Here is a 17,249-nt window from a genome sequence, read left to right as displayed (position 1 = left end):
GAATGGAACCCCACCATCGCCAGCGGGAGCAGCAGGCTTTCTTTCGATCGACATATGTTGCCAAAACAACAATCCAGGTCGAATATCTGACATAATATCCGCTCTTTTGCGCTATACTGACCAAGCCATGCCCAAGAAGGACAAAAAGAAGCGCCAGCCCGATATACGGCATCAAGTGGCTGCCCTTCCCGTGCGCGAACGGGATGGGCAGCTCGAAGTGTGCCTGATCACCACGCGCGAGACCAGCCGTTGGTCGATCCCGAAGGGATGGCCGATGAAAGGGCGCGATGATTGGGAAGCCGCGAGAATCGAGGCCGAACAGGAAGCCGGCCTGGTCGGAACGGTCGCCGAGGAACCCTGCGGCAGCTTCGTCTATTGGAAGCGCCGGGCGGAGCACTTCGATCTCGTCGAGGTCGCAGTGTACCCTTTGCATGTGAATGCGACATTGCCGACCTGGAAAGAAATCGGTCAGCGCCAAGTGCGGTGGGTCCTGCCGGCAGATGCGGCTCTCGTTGTCGAAGAGCCGGGATTATCGTCGTTGCTGCAGGGCGTGAAACCCTGAAACGCCTCGCAATTTGCCGGCGTTGATCACGTCTAGCTCTCATTTTGCCTGGCGCTTTTGCGCTTCCCCCCGCTATCGTCAAGCGGGCTGACGGGAAACGAGGTGGTATAGCGCGTCGCGACGGTGGCGTTCGAGGGCGTGGAGGCGCGCTGGGTCGACGTGCGGATCCAGATCATGGCGGGCTCGGTGATGACCTGCGCCTGGAAGGAAGCCTACGCATCACCACCACCGATACGCTGATGGCCTCCGTCCTGCCCTCGATATTGGCGGCCTTCCGGCAGCACCATCCCGGCGTCCTCATCGAGGTGAACACCTCGAACGCCTTTGCTAGCCTCACCCATCGCGACGCAGATGTCGCCGTGCGCCCGGCCGTCGACCCGCCGGAAACGCTGGTCTGCCGCCGCATTTCGGGCATCGCCTTCGCGAACTATGCGGCGCCCTACCATCTCAAGGAGCGCGGGCTCGACCCCGCCGGCGAAGCCGTTCTGGCGCAGGAGGCGCTGGATTGGCCTCGGCGATGCGCTTGCCGCCTCGAGCTCGGCGCACTGGATGCGCGCCGCCCTGCTCTGCTATCTCGGCCAGGCACTCGCCAAATATCGCTCGATGTTCGAAGAATATCGGCCCAGATCCGATAAGCCCGGCGCATTCGCTACGCCCTTGCCTCCCTGGAATAAATCATCATACCAATCTTCGTGATTGTTGCTTGAGGGATCTCATGCGCGCCTTTTCCGTCGCCGCGAGTCTTTTTGCTGCCGGTTTCCTTGCCGCTGCTCTTGGAGCCTGTACAGCTCCGGTCCGCACCCTCCCGGGCAATGTGCAGGTCTTGCCTGTGGTGGTGGCAAGCAAGGGGCTGGGCGGAGTTTTGCATGGATCGATACGTATCGAGCAGATCCAGGGTTCCTATACGGTGAGCAAGGGCACGTTTTCGTGCAGCGGCTCCTATACATTGTCGGCCGTCAGAGGCCTGATGTATGTGCCGATCCTCTGCAGCGACGGTCGCAAAGGCACTGCCAGCGTGCGAAACGGACCGAGCCGCATGAGTGGCACAGGCTCGCTGACAATGAATGACGGCAGCACGGGTGAATTCGCGTTTGGCAAAGACACCAAGAAATTGAGTCCCGCCTCCCCTGCACAATAGTCTCGTTACAGCATCGACCAGCTCGCCTTTGACGATGCGGGCCTGCCAGATTGCACAGCACAGGGCCCAGCCGCACCGGGGCCGTCCCTGATCGGCTGGCGGACGGATGGGCCTCGGTCACAGGCTTCCAGAATCACTCTTTGTTCTCATTTTGCTTGGCGGCTCCACGCTTCCCCGCTATCGTCGAGCAGGCTGACGGGGAAACGAGATGGTATCGCGCGTCGCGACGGTGGCATTCGAAGGCGTGGAAGCGCGCCAGGTCGACGTGCAAGTCCAGATCATGACCGGTTCGGTGGTGTTCACCATCGTCGGCCTGCCCGACAAGGCGGTGTCGGAAGCGCGCGAGAGGGTACGCGCCGCCCTCACCGCCGCCGGCCTGGCCCTGCCGGCCAAGCGCATCACCGTCAATCTCGCCCCGGCCGACCTGCCCAAGGAGGGCTCGCATTTCGACCTGCCCATCGCGCTCGGGGTGATGGCCGCCATCGGCGCCATTCCCCATGACGCGCTGGAGGGCTATTGCGTGCTTGGCGAGCTTGGCCTCGACGGCACCATCACCAAGGTCGCCGGCGTGCTGCCCTCCGCCGTCGCCGCCAATGGCCGCCGGCTTGGCCTGATCTGCCCCGCCGCCTGCGGGCCGGAGGCGGCCTGGGCCAGCCCGGAGATGGACATTCTCGCCCCCCGTTCGCTGATCCAGCTCGTCAATCATTTCAAGGGCACACAGTTGCTCTCCCGCCCGCAGCCGCGCATCGCCGCGCCAGCGGCCGCCCTGCCCGACCTCAAGGACATCAAGGGTCAGGAGACCGCCAAGCGCGCTTTGGAGGTGGCAGCCGCCGGTGCGCATAATCTCTTGATGATCGGGCCGGCTGGCTCCGGCAAGTCCATGCTGGCTGCAAGGCTGCCCTCGATCCTGCCGCCTTTGGTGCCGGCCGAGCTCCTGGAAATCTCGATGATCCATTCTGTGGCGGGCCAACTCGCCGGCGGCGAGCTCACCAGCCGGCGCCCCTTTCGTGCTCCGCATCATTCGGCCTCGATGGCGGCCCTGATCGGCGGCGGCATCCATGCCAGGCCCGGCGAAGTGTCGCTCTCGCATCACGGCGTGCTCTTCCTCGACGAGATGCCTGAATTCGCACCACAGACCCTCGATGCCCTGCGCCAGCCGCTGGAGTCGGGCGAGGCCGTGATCGCCAGGGCCAATGCCCGCGTCGCCTATCCCGCTCGGATCCAGCTGGTCGCGGCCATGAATCCGTGCCGCTGCGGCAAGGCCAACGATCCGGGCTTCGCCTGCCGGCGCGGGCCGGTTGAGCGCTGCGCCGCCGACTATCAGGCCCGCATCTCCGGCCCGCTGCTCGACCGCATCGACATCGTCGTCGAGGTGCCCGCCGTCTCCGCCGCCGACCTCATCCTGCCACCGCCCGCCGAAGGCTCGGCCGAGGTGGCGGCCCGGGTGGCGGAAGCCCGGGACCGTGCCGCCCAACGCTACCGCACACTCGGCCTGCCCGACGGCTCCACCAATGCCAGCGTGCCGGTCAATGTGGTCGAGGAGGTCGCCCGCCCCGACGCGGGAGCCACCAAGCTTCTGCGCGATGCCTCGGAGGCCATGCGCCTGTCGGCCCGCGGCTTCCACCGCGTGTTGCGCGTCTCGCGCACCTTGGCCGATCTCGACGGCAAGACCGATGTCGGCCGCATCCACATCGCCGAAGCGTTGAGCTACCGGGCGAGGACGGACAGGGCGACGGTTCTGGCCTAGGCTCGACCTTATCACGCGCTATCTGCGACATGGACAGGCTGGCGACACGGCCGCCAAGCCGCTATCTGCAGACACACCCAGCCGATGTTCACCCGAGATATGTCATGCGCATACCCGTCCTTCTCGCCTGCCTCGCCTTGCTCGCCGGCACCGCTGCTTCCCACGCTGCTCCCCGCCCCCATTGCGCCGATGCCGCCGTGAAGCAGGCCGCCAAGCTGCTGGCCTTCCATTCCGACAATGACGACCGCGCCCAGGTCGATCCCGACAGCGTGAGGGCAATCGGCACCGTCGGGGCCCTGGTCGGCAAGGGCCGCTTCGACGTGATCGAGGTCGAGGGCTCGATCTACAAGGGCGATTACCGCATGCACCTGATCTATGCCCAGTTGCCGGGCGACTGCGTGCTGATGGGCCAGGAGATCCTGGAGCGCAGTGATCCCTATTGATCGCTCCACGCTGGCCAGCCTCTGCCGATGCGGCTTAGAGAAAAGTGCGATTTCCGCGAGTCGCACTTTTTCTCTAACTCTTTGTTCTGACGCGTTTTCTTAATCGAAAAGTCTATCAACTTTTCTGGAAAACGCTCTAGACTGTACTGCCAGCCGCAGCAGCAATCGGGGTGATTCATGACGGGCAGCCAGGCAGCCGGACGCCTTTTTGCGGCGCTGATCGCCATCACGGCCTGGCTCGCCGTTGCCCTGCGTGCCTGGATCGTGGTCGGGGCGGTGATGGCGCAGGGCCGGACGGCGCTCGATGGCCTCGTCACCGTGTTCAGCTATTTCACCCTGCAGGCCAATGTGATCCTGGCCGTGGTGGCCACCGCCTGCGCCCTGCGCGGGGAAGCCCGAGGCTTCCTGACCCGGCCGTCGACCCGGGCCGCCGTCACCGTCTACATCATCATCGTCGGCCTGATCTATGCCGTGTTCCTCGCCGGCTTGCGGCAGCTGACCGGCCTCGCCGTGCCCGTCGACATCGCCCTGCACCGGGTGGTGCCCGTGCTCTTCACGCTCTATTGGCTCATCTTCGTGCCGAAGGGCCAGCTGACCTGGCGCAATCCGCTGGCCTGGCTGATATTTCCAGCGCTCTACGTCGTCTACTCGCTGATTTATGGCGCGCTGACAGGGCGCTATCTCTACCCCTTTTCCAACGTGCCGGTGCTCGGCTATCCCCGCGCGCTCGGCTATGCTGCGCTGATCCTCGCCGCCTTCTACGGCCTCGGCCTTGCGCTGGTGGCGCTCGATCGCGCCCTTGCCGGCTCCGTGGTCCGGGCGCGGCAGTGACCGTCGACGGCATCATGATGACAGGGCCTCTGCTAAGCTGCCGATCACAGCCAGGACGAGGTATGGCGTGACAGGCAACCAAAGTCTCGGACGCCTCGTCGCCGGCGTGATCGCCCTCATCGCGGGCAGCGCCGTGCTCCTGCAGGTGCTGCTGAGCGTCGAGACCGTTCAGGCGCAGGGACGAAGCGCTTTCGACGGCATCATCCTCGTCTTCAGCTACTTCACCGTACTCACCAACACGCTGGTGACGATCGTGGCCGGGGCCAGTGCCCTCCTCGGGGAACGCGGCGGCTTCCTGACCCGGCCGGGAACCCGGGCGGCCGTAGCCATCTACATCTTCGTGGTCGGCGTGATCTTTGCTGCCCTGCTCACCGGGCTGCGCCCGATGAGCGGCCTGACACTCGCGGTCGACAACGTGCTGCATCGAATCGTGCCGGTGCTGTTCGTGCTCTACTGGCTCGTCTTCGTGCCGAAGGGGCAATTGCGCTGGCGCGATCCCATCGCATGGATGCTCTACCCCCTGCTTTATGTCGCCTATTCGCTGCTCTATGGCGCACTGGCCGGGCGCTATCTCTACCCCTTTGCCGACGTCACGGTTCTCGGCTATGGCGGCGCCCTCGCCAACGGCCTCGTCATCCTGGCGGGCTTCCTCGGGCTGGGATTGATCGTGGTGGCGATCGATCGCGCCCTGGCCCCGGCAAAGCCCGCCTGAGCGGGCGGCGCGGCGCTGCGGCTTGTTGTCACAAATCCGTGCGAAAACTGTGATGATGCTTGTCGGATGGGGATTCGGGCAGGGGCTGAAGATGCCGACGACGCCGCCGAAAGGCTTGTTTGCAATGATCGATCCGCGCGGCTGGAGCAGCAAGCTGCCGGCCGGCATCGTGCCCTTGGCGCCGCGCCGCCGGCTCAAGCCGGCCTTGCGCCAGCGTCGCATCGAGAATATCGGTTTGCCGATGACTCTCGGACGCATCGGCTCCCTGGAAGTACGGTTGGCTGAGACCGCCAGGGACGTGAAGAAGGCGCAGAAGCTGCGCTATCAGGTGTTCTACGAGGAGATGGCCGCCATACCGGACGCGCTGTCCCTGATCTCCAGGCGTGACCGCGACGATTACGACACGCTCTGCGACCATCTGCTGGTGATCGACCATGACGCCCCCACCAGGCTGGGCAAGCCGGGCGGGCGGGTGGTCGGCACCTACCGCCTGCTGCGCCAGGACGTGGCCGAGCGCCATGGCGGCTTCTATTCAACCGCCGAATACGCAATCGAGCCGCTGATCGCAGCCCATCCTGGCCGCCGCTTCCTCGAGCTCGGCCGCTCCTGCGTACTGCCGGCCTATCGCAACAAGCGCACGGTGGAGCTGCTCTGGCACGGCATCTGGACCTATGTGCTGCATCACAAGATCGACGTGATGCTGGGCTGCGCCAGCCTGGAGGGCACCGACCCGAGCCGCCTTGCCCTGCCGCTCGCCTTCCTGCATCACCATGCCGCTACCGAGGGCGAGTGGCGCGTCAAGGCGGTGCCGGAGCGCTATGTCTCGATGAACCGCATCGCCAAGGAAGGCATCGACGTCAAGCAGGCGCTGCATGCCCTACCACCGTTGATCAAAGGCTATCTGCGCCTCGGCGCCAGCTTTGGCGACGGCGCGGTTATCGATCATCAGTTCGGCACCACCGACGTGCTGGTGGTCCTGCCGGTCGAGAAGATCAATCCGCGCTATGTCGATCATTTCGGCGCGGGCGCAGAGCGGCACGCGGCGTAGGAGCGCGGACATTGCGACATGCTTGCATGTCGCAATGTCCGCTTTCGCAACCGTCATGCGCGCCTGAAAAGAAGAGCGGACAGGATGTCCGCGCTCCAATCATGCCGCCAGGCCGCGCTTCTTCAGCAAGGCCTCGGGCTTGGGATCATGGCCGCGGAAGTCGCGATAGGCCTGCGCCGCATCTTGCCGGTTGCCGGCGGCATAGACGAACTGCTTGAGCTTGCGGGCCGTCTCGCCATCGAAGATGTCGCCGGTCTCGACGAAGGCGTCGAAGCCGTCGGCATCGAGCACCTCCGACCACAGATAGGAATAATAGGCCGAGGAATAGCCGTCGCCCGAGAAGACATGCTGGAAATGTGGGGGCCGGTGGCGCATCACCATCGCCCGGGGCATGTCGATCTCGCCGAGCACCTTGGCCTCGAAGGCGCCGACATCGAAGCCCTCGGCTTCCTTCAGGAGATGCATTTCGAGATCGACCAGGGCGGAGGAGACATATTCCACCGTGGCAAAGCCCTGGTTGAAGGTGCGGCTGGCGAGCAGGCGGTCGAGCAAGGCCTTCGGCATCGGCTCGCCCGTCCGATAGTGCACGGCGAAGCGCTGCAACACTTCGGGCTGTTCGAACCAGTGCTCGTAAAGCTGCGAAGGGAATTCGACGAAGTCGCGCGCCACACTGGTGCCCGAGAGCAGGGGATAGGTTACGTCCGACAACAGGCCGTGCAGGCCATGGCCGAACTCGTGGAACAGCGTGCGGGCGTCGTCGAAGGACAACAGGGTCGGTTGCCCATCCGCGCCGCGGGCGAAATTCATCACATTGACGATGATCGGGTTGATCGCGCCGTTCAGCCGCTCCTGGCTGCGGAAGGCGCTCATCCAGGCGCCGCTGCGCTTGGAGGGCCGGGCGAAATAATCGCCATAGAACAGGCCGATGCTCGTCCCGGCCGCATCCGTCGCCTCGAAGGCCCGCACGTCCGGATGATAGACCGGCACGTCCTTGCGTTCGGTGAAGGTGATGCCGAACAGGCGCCGGGCCGTATCGAAGGCCGCCTCGATGATCTTGTCGAGCTGCAGATAGGGCTTGAGCTCGGCCTCGTCGAGGTCGAATTCCTGGCGTCGCTTCTTCTCCGCATAATAGCGCCAGTCCCAGGCTTGCAGCGCGATGTTGTCGCCTTCCCCAGCCGCCAGGGCCTCGAGGCCTTCGCGCTCGCGTTCGGCCTGGCTGCGGGCCGGCTGCCAGACCGAGCGCAGGAGATCGAGCGCGGCCTCAGGCGTGCGGGCCATCGAATCGTCCAGGCGATAGTGGGCGAAGGTCTGATAGCCCAGGAGCCTGGCGCGCTCGGCCCGGAGCGCCACCATTTCGGCGATCAAAGCGCGGTTGTCCGTTTCGCCGCCGCCCTCGCCGCGGGCGAGCCAGGCCTTGAAGGCCGTTTCGCGCAGGTCCCGGCGGGCGGAAAACTGCAGGAAAGGTTCGATCAGTGAGCGCGACAGCGTGACGACATGGCCGCTCTCACCGCGATCCGCCGCGGCGCTGGCGCTGGCGGCGCGCAGGAAATCGGGCAGGCCGGCGAGATCGGCCTCGCCGTCGAGCTTCATCGACCAGGCCTTCTCGTCCTTCAGCACGTTCTGTCCGAATTGGGTGCCGAGACTGGCAAGGCGTTCGGAAATCGCCGCCAGGCGCTGCTTCACCTCTTCGGGCCTGCCGGCGCCGGCCCGACGGAACGCGGTGTGATAGCGATCGAGCACCCGGGCCTGCTCGCGCGACAGGCCGAGCTCCGCCCGCCGGGCGAAGACGGCATCGATACGCCGGAACAGAGCGTCGTTCAGATAGATCGCGGTGTGATGGCGCGACAGGATCGGCGCCATCTCGCGCTCGATCGCCTGCAATTCGTCATTGGTGTCGGAGCCCGCCAGGTTGAAGAACACCGAGGCGACCTGGTCGAGCGCCCGGCCCGAACGCTCCAGCGCCGCCAGGGTGTTGTCGAAGCTCGGCGCCGAGGCATTATCGGCGATCGCAGCGATCTCCGCCTTGTTTTCGGCCAGCGCCGCCTCGAAGGCCTGACGATAATGCTCGGTGCGGATATCGGCGAAGGGCGGCGCTTCGAAGGGGGTGGACCAGCGGGCGAGGAGGGGGTTGGCGTCAGCGGACATGAGGACCTCGATTCGGGTACGGCCCTTATAGCAGCCGACCTACCATCAACCGAAATATGCATTATCTTGTCTTTTTGGAGGGCACCATGGCCGATGATGACGACCCGGCGACGCCGGCTGATTCAAAGCTCACCCGCACCAAGCAGCTCTGGGCCCAGGCCGGCAAGTTCCTCACCGGCCAGGCGTCCCGGCCCGAGAGCGACCGCCTGCCGCCGGGCCAGCATCTCGTCAAAGATTGGCCGGTGCTCGATCTCGGCCTGCAGCCCAGCATCGACAAGGCGCGCTGGCAGCTCGATGTGTTCGGTGCGGTCGAGAATCCGGTCATCTGGGATTTTGCGGCCTTCTCGGCCCAGCCCCAGGTGACGCAGGTCTGCGACATCCACTGCGTCACCACCTGGTCGCGCTACGACAACCATTTCGAGGGCCTAACCACGCTGGCCCTCGCCGAGATCGTACGGCCCAGGCCCGAGGCTGGTCATGTCGTGCTGCATTCGGCCGACGGCTACACCACGAACCTGTCCCTGCAGGATTTCCTGGGGGAGGACGTGCTGATCGCCCACGCCTGGGAGGGCAGGCCGCTGACTTCGGACCATGGCGGCCCGGTGCGCCTCGTCGTGCCCCGGCTCTATTTCTGGAAGAGCGCCAAATGGCTCAGCCGCATCGAATTCGCCACCCGCGACAAGCCGGGCTTCTGGGAAGTGCGCGGCTATCACAACCGCGGTGATCCCTGGCGGGAGGAGCGTTACAGCGAGTGAAGGCGTCTGGGACCGCCGGCTTTCCAGCCGACTCCTGGAAACCCGGCGTTTCATGATTGATTGAAAGCTGGCTGGACAGCCGGCGATCCTAGGATAAAGCTAGTTCGTCCCTACCCATCCACCTTGAGCGCGGCGATGAAGGCTTCCTGCGGAATGTCGACGCTGCCGAACTGGCGCATCTTCTTCTTGCCTTCCTTCTGCTTCTCCAGAAGCTTGCGCTTGCGGGAGATGTCGCCGCCATAGCATTTGGCGGTGACGTCCTTGCGCAGAGCCCGGATAGTCTCGCGCGCAATGATCTTGGCGCCGATCGCCGCCTGGATCGGGATCACGAACATGTGCTGGGGGATGAGGTCCTTCAGCTTCTCGCACATGGCGCGGCCGCGGCTCTCGGCGCGGTCGCGATGCACCAGCATCGAAAGCGCGTCCACCGGCTCGGCATTGACCAGGATCTGCATCTTGACCAGATCGCCTTCCTTGTAGTCGGTCAAATGATAATCGAAGGAGGCGTAGCCCTTCGATACCGACTTCAGGCGGTCATAGAAGTCGAACACCACCTCATTGAGCGGCAGGTCGTACTGCACCATGGCGCGCTTGCCGACATAATTGAGATCGACCTGCACACCGCGCCGGTCCTGGCAGAGCTTGAGGATCGAGCCGAGATAGTCGTCCGGCGTCAAGATGGTGGCGCGGATCCACGGCTCCTCGATCGAGGTGATCTTCACCACATCCGGCATGTCGACCGGATTATGCAGCTCGATATGGCTGCCGTCGGTCATGTTGATCTTGTAGATGACGGACGGCGCCGTCGCGATCAGGTCGAGATTGAACTCGCGCTCCAGGCGCTCCTGGATGATTTCCAGGTGCAGCAGCCCAAGGAAGCCGCAGCGGAAGCCGAAGCCGAGCGCCGCCGAGGATTCCATCTCGAAGGAGAACGAGGCATCGTTGAGGCGAAGCCGCCCCATGGCGGCGCGCAGATCCTCGAACTGCGCCGCATCCATCGGGAACAAGCCGCAGAACACCACGGGCTGGGCCGGCTTGAAGCCCGGCAGCGGCACAATGTTGGTGTTCTTGCGATCATCGGTGATGGTGTCGCCGACGCGGGTATCGGCCACTTCCTTGATCGCCGCCGTGATGAAGCCGATCTCGCCCGGCCCGAGCTCGGCGATGGCCTGCATCTTCGGCCTGAAGACGCCGAGGCGATCGACCTCGTAATGCGCATCGGTGCCGATCATCTTGACGCGCTGGCCCTTCTTGAGCGTGCCGTCGAAGATGCGCACCAGCACGACCACGCCGAGATAGGCATCGTACCAAGAATCCACCAGCAGCGCCTTGAGCGGGGCGTTGCGGTCGCCCTTGGGCGCCGGCAGGCGGGTGACGATGGCTTCCAGCACCTGGTCGATGTTGAGGCCGGTCTTGGCCGAAATCGGCACGGCCTCGGAGGCATCGATGCCGATCACGTCCTCGATCTGCTGCTTGATGCGGTCCGGTTCGGCCGCGGGCAGGTCGATCTTGTTGAGCACCGGCACCAGCTCGTGATTGGCGTCGATGGCGTGATAGACATTGGCGAGCGTCTGCGCCTCGACGCCCTGGGAGGCGTCGACCACCAGGAGCGAGCCTTCGCAGGCCGCGAGCGAGCGCGAGACCTCATAGGCGAAGTCGACATGGCCGGGCGTATCCATCAGGTTGAGGATATAGTCCTTGCCGTCCTGGGCGCGGTAGTTCAGGCGCACGGTCTGCGCCTTGATGGTGATGCCGCGCTCGCGCTCGATATCCATGGAATCGAGCACCTGCTCGACCATTTCACGGTCAGTCAGCGTGCCCGTGGCCTGGATCAGACGATCGGCAAGGGTGGACTTGCCGTGGTCGATATGGGCCACGATGGAGAAATTCCGGATATTTTCGATCAATTCTTCGCTCATCCGCGCGCAATAGCAGGAAGGGATGATTGCGCCAAGGACAAATGGGGATTCCAGGCCGGCCGAGGCCTGTTTGCGGGCCCCACCGGCCCTAGTTCTAGAACGGGCCGTGCGAAGCGATGTTGCGGATCACCTCGTCCAGCACGCCGATCCTCTCGCCATAGACCTTGTCGAGGCAGGCTGTATCGGCGCCGCAGGCCTCGCGCGTCTTGATCCAGGCCTGCTGAGCCTCGCCGATATTGCCGCGCTGGCCCATGGCCACCAGGGACATCGAGACGCCGTAGAGCGTCGCCATGCGCGCCTCGGCCTGGCCGAGGGCGTAACTGCCGCAGACGGCTTTTTCGGCGGGGGAAGCTGCCTTGGCACAATCGAGGGGCGCATAGTCGCCCGCTTGCGCCGTGGAGGAGAACAGCAATGCAGCCATGGCGATGATGACGAATCTGCCTTTCAAGGGTCACCCTTTCCGGTTTGTATGGAAGCGAAGTTCTCCTGGAACCCCACATCATTCCATCCGTTGTGAGACAAAGAGACTAAGGAAACGCACATGCTGCTGAAAGGATCCTGCCATTGCCGCGCCGTGACGTTCAGCGTCGAGGCGATGAGCCCCGCGCCCTTCATGCATTGCCATTGCTCGATCTGCCGCAAGACGGCGGGATCAGGCGGCTATGCCATCAATCTCGGCGCCCATGCCGAAAGCCTGAAGGTGGAGGGACGCGAGCATCTGCGCATCTATCACGCCGTCCTGCGTGAGGAAGGGCAGGCCGACCAACGCTCGCCGGCCGGGCGCCATTTCTGCGGGGAATGCGGCAGTGCGCTCTGGCTGTGGGATCCGCGCTGGCCGGAACTGATCCACCCGCACGCCTCGGCGATCGATACGCCGCTGCCCAAGCCGCCGGAGATCGTGGAGATGATGCTGGCCGATGCTCCCCGATGGGTCGATGTACCATCCGGTCCCGGCTATCTGCATTTCGACACCTATCCCGAGGAATCGCTGGAGGACTGGCACCGGCGTCATGGCCTGTTGAGCGAATGAAGCGGGCGGGATCGGCCAAAGCCGCCCGCCCGCGCAAGAGCACTTGCTGTTTGCAATTGGTCTAGATGTGGTAAATCGACACCAAGGAGCCCTCGATTGCACCGGGACAGGAAGGGACGGCCATGAGCACGCAGGACGACGATCTCAGCCAATTTCACGCCTATGGCGCGCCGCCCCTGCCGCAGGCCGATATCGAGGGCTGGCTTGATCACGACGACGCCCGCATCTGGCATGCTTCGTATGGCGACGGGCCGCCGGTGATCCTGCTGCATGGCGGTCTCGGCCATGCCGGCAATTGGGGCTACCAATTGCACGATCTGCGGGCCGCCGGCTATCGCGTTGTCCTGGTCGACAGCCGTGGCCACGGCCGCAGCACGCGTGACGACAGGCCTTATTCCTATGAGCTGATGGCCTCCGACGTGCTGGCGGTGATGGATCGGCTCGGCCTGGACAAGGCCCGCTTCGTCGGCTGGAGCGACGGCGCCTGCATCGCCCTGGTGCTGGCTGCCGAGAACCCCGCCCGCTCGTCGGGCGTATTCTTCTTCGCCTGCAACATGGACCCCAGCGGCACCAAAGAGATGGAGCCGAGCCCCGCGCTCGACCGTTGTTTCGCCCGGCACCGCCAGGACTATGCCGCACTGTCCGCCACACCGGATAGCTTCGAACCCTTTGTCGCCGCCGTCAGCGAGATGATGCGGACGCAGCCCAATTATAGCGCGAGCGATCTAAGCGCGATCGATGTGCCCGTGGAGATCGTGCTGGGTGAGCATGACGAGTTCATTCGCCCCGACCATGCAACCTATCTTGCCCGCACCATTCCCGGCGCGACGCTGACCGTTCTGCCAGGCGTGAGCCATTTCGCGCCGTTGCAGCGGCCGGCACTTTTCAACCGGGCGGTGCTCGACTTTCTTGGCAAGCTCGCGTCATAGCGGCCCGGTCAGGTGGCGAGGCGCGCGGCCCAGCCCGAGACGGCCACCGCCAGGGTCTTGAGGTGGTCGGCGGCCGAAAAACCGGAAACGGCCTTGCGCGGCTTCAGGTCGTGGTCGCCATCTTCCAGCCACAGGATTTCGATGCGGGGCGACAGCGTATAGGTCGCGACCTCCTCGCGCGTGCCGAAGAGATCGCGCGTGCCCTGGGCGATGAGCGCCGGGGTGCGCATGTCGGCGAGATGGGCGGTGCGCAACTGCTCGGGCTTGCCGATGGGATGGAAGGGGTAGCCGAGGCACAACAGACCGGCGATGCGGCCTTCGGCCTGGAGATCGTCGGCGATCATGCTGGCGATCCGGCCCCCCATCGATTTGCCGCCGATGACGAGAGGTCCAGCCGCCCCCAATGCTTCGACGGCGGCGCGATATTCGCCTTCCAGCGTTTCGGCGCGCGGTGGCGGCTTGCGGGCGCCCGATTGGCGCCGCGCTGCCATATAACCGAATTCGAACCGGGCCATGCGCAATCCGGCTGCAGCCAGCGCCCCGGCACTGGCGGACATTGCGGCCGAATCCATTGGCGCTCCGGCACCATGCGCGAGCAGGACGGTGATCCTTGCATCCTCGGGTCCGTCCATGAGGAAGTGCAATGCCATATGAATACCTTGGCCCTGACCGCGGATGACGGCATGCCAACGGCACGCCCAGTCGTCATCAAAGGCTAGCGCCGCGATTCATGCAATTGCCGGAACTGCGTGACTCTGCTTCGGGAAGGAGAAAACTCCTGCGATGTTCTCGCGTTCAGGACACACGTTCCTCGCGTAGTGCTTGTCCGAGCAAAGAAGCCATGATCGAGGAAGACAGACAGTATAGGAGGATGCAAACCAACCAGGACATTATTTCCCCCAATCCAGTCTGGTGTTAGCCAGCCCAGTTACCAACACGTCGTGTGCTTCCGTTGAGACAGTTGACACTTTGATCGATCTGCCCGAGTTGCCGGCACGCAACTACCTTCCGTCATTCGTGCCTTCATATTATCGAGACTGGAGGTAATGGCAATCAACAATACGCTCGCATCTTCGATTTAGGGCCATAATTATTATTCAAATTGTTTGAATTGCATATTTGCCGCCGGGAGAGGCCGCTCAGGTTCCGACCCGAATCGTGGCGAGATGGTCGACTCTTGCGGGTGGGGCATGGATCTGATACTTAGCCTTATGGCTTATCGTATCGAGCAGCTCGACGAGATCTTCCTGGCCCTGGCCGACCCGACCCGACGGGCCGTGCTCGGACGCCTGGGGCGGGGGCCGGCCAGCATCAGCGACCTGGCCGAACCCTTCGACATGGCCCTGCCCTCCTTCATGAAACATATCCGCATGCTTGAGGGTACGGGCCTGATCAGCACCCGCAAACAGGGGCGCGTGCGGACCTGCACCATCGAAAAGCAGACTTTCGCCGCCGTCGAGGGCTGGCTGGCTGCCCAGCACGCGATATGGGAGGGCCGGACCGACAGGTTGGAACGCATCGTCGCCACCATGCTCGACAAGGAGCCGCCGACGTGACCCGCCACTTCGACCCCGAACTCGACCTGCGTATCGCTCGCGTTATCAAAGCGCCGCGGGCCATCGTGTGGCAGGCCTGGACCGAGCGCGCCCTCTTCGAACAATGGTGGGTGCCCGCCCCTGCGCGATGCCAGGTCGTCGACATGGATCTGTCCCCGGGTGGCGCCTTCGTGACCCGGATCAGCGAGGATGGCGGCACCTTTCAGCCCCATCTCGACGCCTGTTTCCTGACCGTCGACGACCGGCGGCGCATCGTGTTCACCAATGCGCTCACCCGCGGCTGGCGCCCCGCCGAACAGCCGTTCATCACGGCAATCGTCGATTTCGCCGACCACCCAGACGGAACCGACTACACTGCCCATGTCATGCACAAGAGCGACGCCGATCGCGCCCTGCATGAAAAGATGGGGTTCCATGACGGCTGGGGCACCGTGACGGGGCAACTGGCGGCGCTGGTCGAAAAGCAGGCGTGATCGGACCGGATTCCTGGAATCTATCTTCCCCGACACGAAAATCTCTCCTCCCGGGCCTGTATTGCGGTCGCAGTTCGACTGTGCAGCCCGCTGCGCGTACCGCGCAGCATGTCCTCGCCATGCGGGCGGCTCGCAAAAGCCTCGTTTTGCTATTGCATAAGTAAATGCCATTTATGTATTATTGAATAATAATTTTGTATACAATTTAATTGATGGATGACACAGAACCTGGCAGTGTGTGGACACAACCTCATTCAGAAGGTTGATCGAGGAGGTTTTCCATGGCTGGCAAGCAACGCGGCGGCACGTCGCAACCCGCGCAGGAGCGTGGTCTCAGCAGACGCGGTTTCCTGAATCTCAGCGCGAAGGGACTGGCGGGCGCGGCCTCGGCCGCCCTTGTCGGCCAGGCGGCGTGGCCAGGCTCGTCCCTGGCGAAAACGGCGCCCTCCGACATCGTGATGATGGATGCCATCCCGCTCTCGCAGGCGATCAAGTCGAAATCCATTTCCTGCGTGGAGGTGATGACGGCCTACCTCGACCACATCGACCGCTTCAATCCCACGGTCAACGCCATCGTCTCCCGGCAGGATCGCGGTGATCTCCTCAAGCAGGCCGGGGAGCGCGACGCGCAGCTCGGCCGCGGCGACTATGCCGGCTGGATGCATGGTTTCCCGCAAGCCATCAAGGACCTCGCCGACACCAAGGGCATCCGCACCACGCAGGGCTCGCCCTTGTTCAAGGACCGCATTCCCAAGACCGATGCGCTTTTCGTCGACCGCATGAAACACGCGGGCAGCATCATCATCGGCAAGACCAACACGCCGGAGTTCGGCCTGGGGTCGCAGACCTACAACCAGGTCTTCGGCACCACGCTGAATGCCTATGATCACAGCAAGACCGCAGGCGGCAGCAGTGGCGGCGCCGCGGTGTCGCTGGCCATGCGCATGCTGCCGGTCGCCGATGGTAGCGACCATGCCGGCTCGCTGCGCAACCCGTCAGCCTTCAACAATGTGCTGGGCTTCCGCACCTCCTTCGGGCGGGTTCCCTCACCGGGCGCCGACGTGTTCGATGCCTCGCTGGGCGTGAACGGCCCGATGGCACGCAATGTCTCGGATCTTGCTTTGCTGCTCGCGGTGCAATCGGGCTACCACGCCGCCGCGCCCCTCTCCCTCCACGAGGATCCCACGCGCTTCACCGAGCCTTTGAAGCGCGACCTGAAGGGAGTGCGCATAGCCTGGCTTGGCGATTGCGGCGGCTATCTGCCCTTCGAACCGGGCGTGCTCGAGCTGTGCAGGGCAGCTCTCAAGACCTTCGAAGCGCTCGGCTGCACCGTCGAGGAAGCCAAGCCCGATTATCCCATCGAGAATGTCTGGCGCAATTGGCTGCCGCTGCGCGCCTGGCAGACCGGCTCCGGCCTGAAGGTGCTCTATGACGATCCGGCCAAGCGCGCCTTGCTCAAGCCGGAGGCGCAATGGGAGATCGAGAACTATCTGAAGCTCAGCGCCGTCCAACTCTCCGATGCCGCCGCCGCGCGCACCCAATGGTACCAGGCGGTCCGCACTTTCATGGAGCGCTACGACTACTTCATCCTGCCGTCGGCGCAGGTTTTCCCCTTCGACGCCACCACCCATTGGCCCAAGGACATCAACGGCCAAGCGATGGACACCTATCATCGCTGGATGGAGGTGGTGATCCCGGTCACCATGTCCGGCTGCCCCGCCATGAGCGTGCCGGTCGGCTTCAACGATCGTGGCCTGCCCATGGGCATGCAGCTCGTTGGGCGCAATCATGCCGAGATGTCCGTGCTGCAGCTCGCCTACGCCTATGAGCAGGCCACCGGCTGGCCTCAGAACAGGCTGCCACCGGCGCTCAAGCCGGCGTGAGGCGACCGGCCGAGGCACGCCAGTCCCCGAAGCGCGTGCCTGGCTTTCTCGGGCCGTGAAAGGAATGGCAGCTTGCCG

General features: G+C 64.2%; 18 protein-coding genes. 14 read left to right on the top strand and 4 right to left on the bottom strand.

Features of this window, described 5'->3' with window-relative positions; translation table 11 throughout:
- Positions 1–127 precede the first annotated feature (127 nt).
- The 8 genes from ACZYTC_RS19585 (at position 128) to olsB (ending at position 6,481) form a co-directional block, all read left to right on the top strand.
- On the top strand, positions 128–562 hold the full coding sequence (locus ACZYTC_RS19585) for an NUDIX hydrolase (protein ID WP_441772249.1): 435 nt from the start codon (positions 128–130) through the stop codon (positions 560–562).
- 44 nt (positions 563–606) lie between these two features.
- Entirely contained in the window at positions 607–1,197 is a 591-nt protein-coding gene (locus tag ACZYTC_RS19580) for a LysR substrate-binding domain-containing protein (protein WP_488990334.1), read from the top strand.
- An 80-nt stretch (positions 1,198–1,277) separates the two neighbouring features.
- Entirely contained in the window at positions 1,278–1,700 is a 423-nt protein-coding gene (locus ACZYTC_RS19575; protein WP_488990333.1) for a hypothetical protein, read from the top strand.
- A 208-nt stretch (positions 1,701–1,908) separates the two neighbouring features.
- A complete protein-coding gene (locus tag ACZYTC_RS19570; RefSeq protein ID WP_488990332.1) occupies positions 1,909–3,447 on the top strand; it encodes a YifB family Mg chelatase-like AAA ATPase in 1,539 nt (512 codons plus the stop codon).
- Between the two features lie 104 nt (positions 3,448–3,551).
- Positions 3,552–3,890 carry a hypothetical protein gene (locus tag ACZYTC_RS19565; RefSeq protein ID WP_488990331.1) on the top strand — a complete coding sequence of 113 codons (339 nt, stop codon included), beginning with the start codon at positions 3,552–3,554 and terminating at the stop codon, positions 3,888–3,890.
- Between the two features lie 177 nt (positions 3,891–4,067).
- Positions 4,068–4,721 carry a Pr6Pr family membrane protein gene (locus tag ACZYTC_RS19560; RefSeq protein WP_488990330.1) on the top strand — a complete coding sequence of 218 codons (654 nt, stop codon included), beginning with the start codon at positions 4,068–4,070 and terminating at the stop codon, positions 4,719–4,721.
- Between the two features lie 67 nt (positions 4,722–4,788).
- Positions 4,789–5,433: a Pr6Pr family membrane protein gene (locus ACZYTC_RS19555; RefSeq protein ID WP_434958843.1), complete on the top strand. Its 645-nt coding sequence runs from the start codon at positions 4,789–4,791 to the stop codon at positions 5,431–5,433.
- A 124-nt stretch (positions 5,434–5,557) separates the two neighbouring features.
- The gene (olsB, locus tag ACZYTC_RS19550) at positions 5,558–6,481 is read left to right on the top strand and encodes a l-ornithine N(alpha)-acyltransferase (RefSeq protein WP_434959735.1); all 924 of its coding nucleotides are present in this window, start codon (positions 5,558–5,560) and stop codon (positions 6,479–6,481) included.
- A 99-nt stretch (positions 6,482–6,580) separates the two neighbouring features.
- Here olsB and ACZYTC_RS19545 read toward each other — a convergent pair whose 3' ends face one another.
- On the bottom strand, positions 6,581–8,626 hold the full coding sequence (locus tag ACZYTC_RS19545; protein ID WP_488990329.1) for a M3 family metallopeptidase: 2,046 nt from the start codon (positions 8,624–8,626) through the stop codon (positions 6,581–6,583).
- Between the two features lie 86 nt (positions 8,627–8,712).
- On the opposite strand from ACZYTC_RS19545, the gene ACZYTC_RS19540 reads away from it, so the two are divergent.
- A complete protein-coding gene (locus ACZYTC_RS19540) occupies positions 8,713–9,381 on the top strand; it encodes a sulfite oxidase-like oxidoreductase (protein WP_488990328.1) in 669 nt (222 codons plus the stop codon).
- Positions 9,382–9,491: 110 nt separating this feature from the next.
- Here the strand turns inward: ACZYTC_RS19540 and lepA are convergent, their stop codons facing one another.
- Both lepA and ACZYTC_RS19530 read right to left on the bottom strand, forming a co-directional pair.
- The gene (gene lepA / locus ACZYTC_RS19535) at positions 9,492–11,300 is read right to left on the bottom strand and encodes a translation elongation factor 4 (protein ID WP_434958846.1); all 1,809 of its coding nucleotides are present in this window, start codon (positions 11,298–11,300) and stop codon (positions 9,492–9,494) included.
- Positions 11,301–11,394: 94 nt separating this feature from the next.
- Positions 11,395–11,748, bottom strand: coding sequence for a lysozyme inhibitor LprI family protein (locus ACZYTC_RS19530; RefSeq protein ID WP_434958847.1), 354 nt, complete (start codon positions 11,746–11,748; stop codon positions 11,395–11,397).
- Between the two features lie 93 nt (positions 11,749–11,841).
- On the opposite strand from ACZYTC_RS19530, the gene ACZYTC_RS19525 reads away from it, so the two are divergent.
- Together ACZYTC_RS19525 and ACZYTC_RS19520 are read left to right on the top strand one after the other, a co-directional pair.
- Complete coding sequence (locus tag ACZYTC_RS19525; protein ID WP_441772240.1) at positions 11,842–12,330, top strand: GFA family protein; 489 nt, start codon at positions 11,842–11,844, stop codon at positions 12,328–12,330.
- Positions 12,331–12,452: 122 nt separating this feature from the next.
- Positions 12,453–13,259, top strand: coding sequence for an alpha/beta fold hydrolase (locus ACZYTC_RS19520; RefSeq protein ID WP_441772239.1), 807 nt, complete (start codon positions 12,453–12,455; stop codon positions 13,257–13,259).
- Positions 13,260–13,267: 8 nt separating this feature from the next.
- On the opposite strand, the gene ACZYTC_RS19515 is transcribed toward ACZYTC_RS19520, so the two are convergent.
- Positions 13,268–13,909, bottom strand: coding sequence for an alpha/beta family hydrolase (locus tag ACZYTC_RS19515; RefSeq protein ID WP_441772238.1), 642 nt, complete (start codon positions 13,907–13,909; stop codon positions 13,268–13,270).
- 540 nt (positions 13,910–14,449) lie between these two features.
- Here ACZYTC_RS19515 and ACZYTC_RS19510 point away from each other — a divergent pair.
- The 3 genes from ACZYTC_RS19510 to ACZYTC_RS19500 all read left to right on the top strand — a co-directional run bounded on the left by ACZYTC_RS19510 (position 14,450) and on the right by ACZYTC_RS19500 (position 17,171).
- Positions 14,450–14,815: an ArsR/SmtB family transcription factor gene (locus ACZYTC_RS19510; RefSeq protein WP_441772237.1), complete on the top strand. Its 366-nt coding sequence runs from the start codon at positions 14,450–14,452 to the stop codon at positions 14,813–14,815.
- Entirely contained in the window at positions 14,812–15,288 is a 477-nt protein-coding gene (locus tag ACZYTC_RS19505) for an SRPBCC family protein (RefSeq protein ID WP_441772236.1), read from the top strand. Before ACZYTC_RS19510 ends, ACZYTC_RS19505 begins: the two co-directional genes overlap by 4 nt.
- Positions 15,289–15,569: 281 nt before the next feature.
- Entirely contained in the window at positions 15,570–17,171 is a 1,602-nt protein-coding gene (locus tag ACZYTC_RS19500; protein WP_434958853.1) for an amidase, read from the top strand.
- Positions 17,172–17,249 lie beyond the last annotated feature (78 nt).

The sequence above is a fragment of the Labrys sp. F242 genome (assembly GCF_057813875.1).
This window is presented reverse-complemented; position numbering and strand designations above follow the sequence as displayed.

Bases quoted from the DNA above. Each gene is read 5' to 3' on its own strand.
- ACZYTC_RS19585 (WP_441772249.1), top strand. From the start codon at position 128: ATGCCCAAGAAGGACAAAAAGAAGCGCCAGCCCGATATACGGCATCAA.
- ACZYTC_RS19575 (WP_488990333.1), top strand. From the start codon at position 1,278: ATGCGCGCCTTTTCCGTCGCCGCGAGTCTTTTTGCTGCCGGTTTCCTT.
- ACZYTC_RS19570 (WP_488990332.1), top strand. From the start codon at position 1,909: ATGGTATCGCGCGTCGCGACGGTGGCATTCGAAGGCGTGGAAGCGCGC.
- ACZYTC_RS19565 (WP_488990331.1), top strand. From the start codon at position 3,552: ATGCGCATACCCGTCCTTCTCGCCTGCCTCGCCTTGCTCGCCGGCACC.
- ACZYTC_RS19560 (WP_488990330.1), top strand. From the start codon at position 4,068: ATGACGGGCAGCCAGGCAGCCGGACGCCTTTTTGCGGCGCTGATCGCC.
- olsB (WP_434959735.1), top strand. From the start codon at position 5,558: ATGATCGATCCGCGCGGCTGGAGCAGCAAGCTGCCGGCCGGCATCGTG.
- ACZYTC_RS19545 (WP_488990329.1), bottom strand. From the start codon at position 8,626: ATGTCCGCTGACGCCAACCCCCTCCTCGCCCGCTGGTCCACCCCCTTC.
- ACZYTC_RS19540 (WP_488990328.1), top strand. From the start codon at position 8,713: ATGGCCGATGATGACGACCCGGCGACGCCGGCTGATTCAAAGCTCACC.
- lepA (WP_434958846.1), bottom strand. From the start codon at position 11,300: ATGAGCGAAGAATTGATCGAAAATATCCGGAATTTCTCCATCGTGGCC.
- ACZYTC_RS19525 (WP_441772240.1), top strand. From the start codon at position 11,842: ATGCTGCTGAAAGGATCCTGCCATTGCCGCGCCGTGACGTTCAGCGTC.
- ACZYTC_RS19520 (WP_441772239.1), top strand. From the start codon at position 12,453: ATGAGCACGCAGGACGACGATCTCAGCCAATTTCACGCCTATGGCGCG.
- ACZYTC_RS19515 (WP_441772238.1), bottom strand. From the start codon at position 13,909: ATGGCATTGCACTTCCTCATGGACGGACCCGAGGATGCAAGGATCACC.
- ACZYTC_RS19510 (WP_441772237.1), top strand. From the start codon at position 14,450: ATGGATCTGATACTTAGCCTTATGGCTTATCGTATCGAGCAGCTCGAC.
- ACZYTC_RS19500 (WP_434958853.1), top strand. From the start codon at position 15,570: ATGGCTGGCAAGCAACGCGGCGGCACGTCGCAACCCGCGCAGGAGCGT.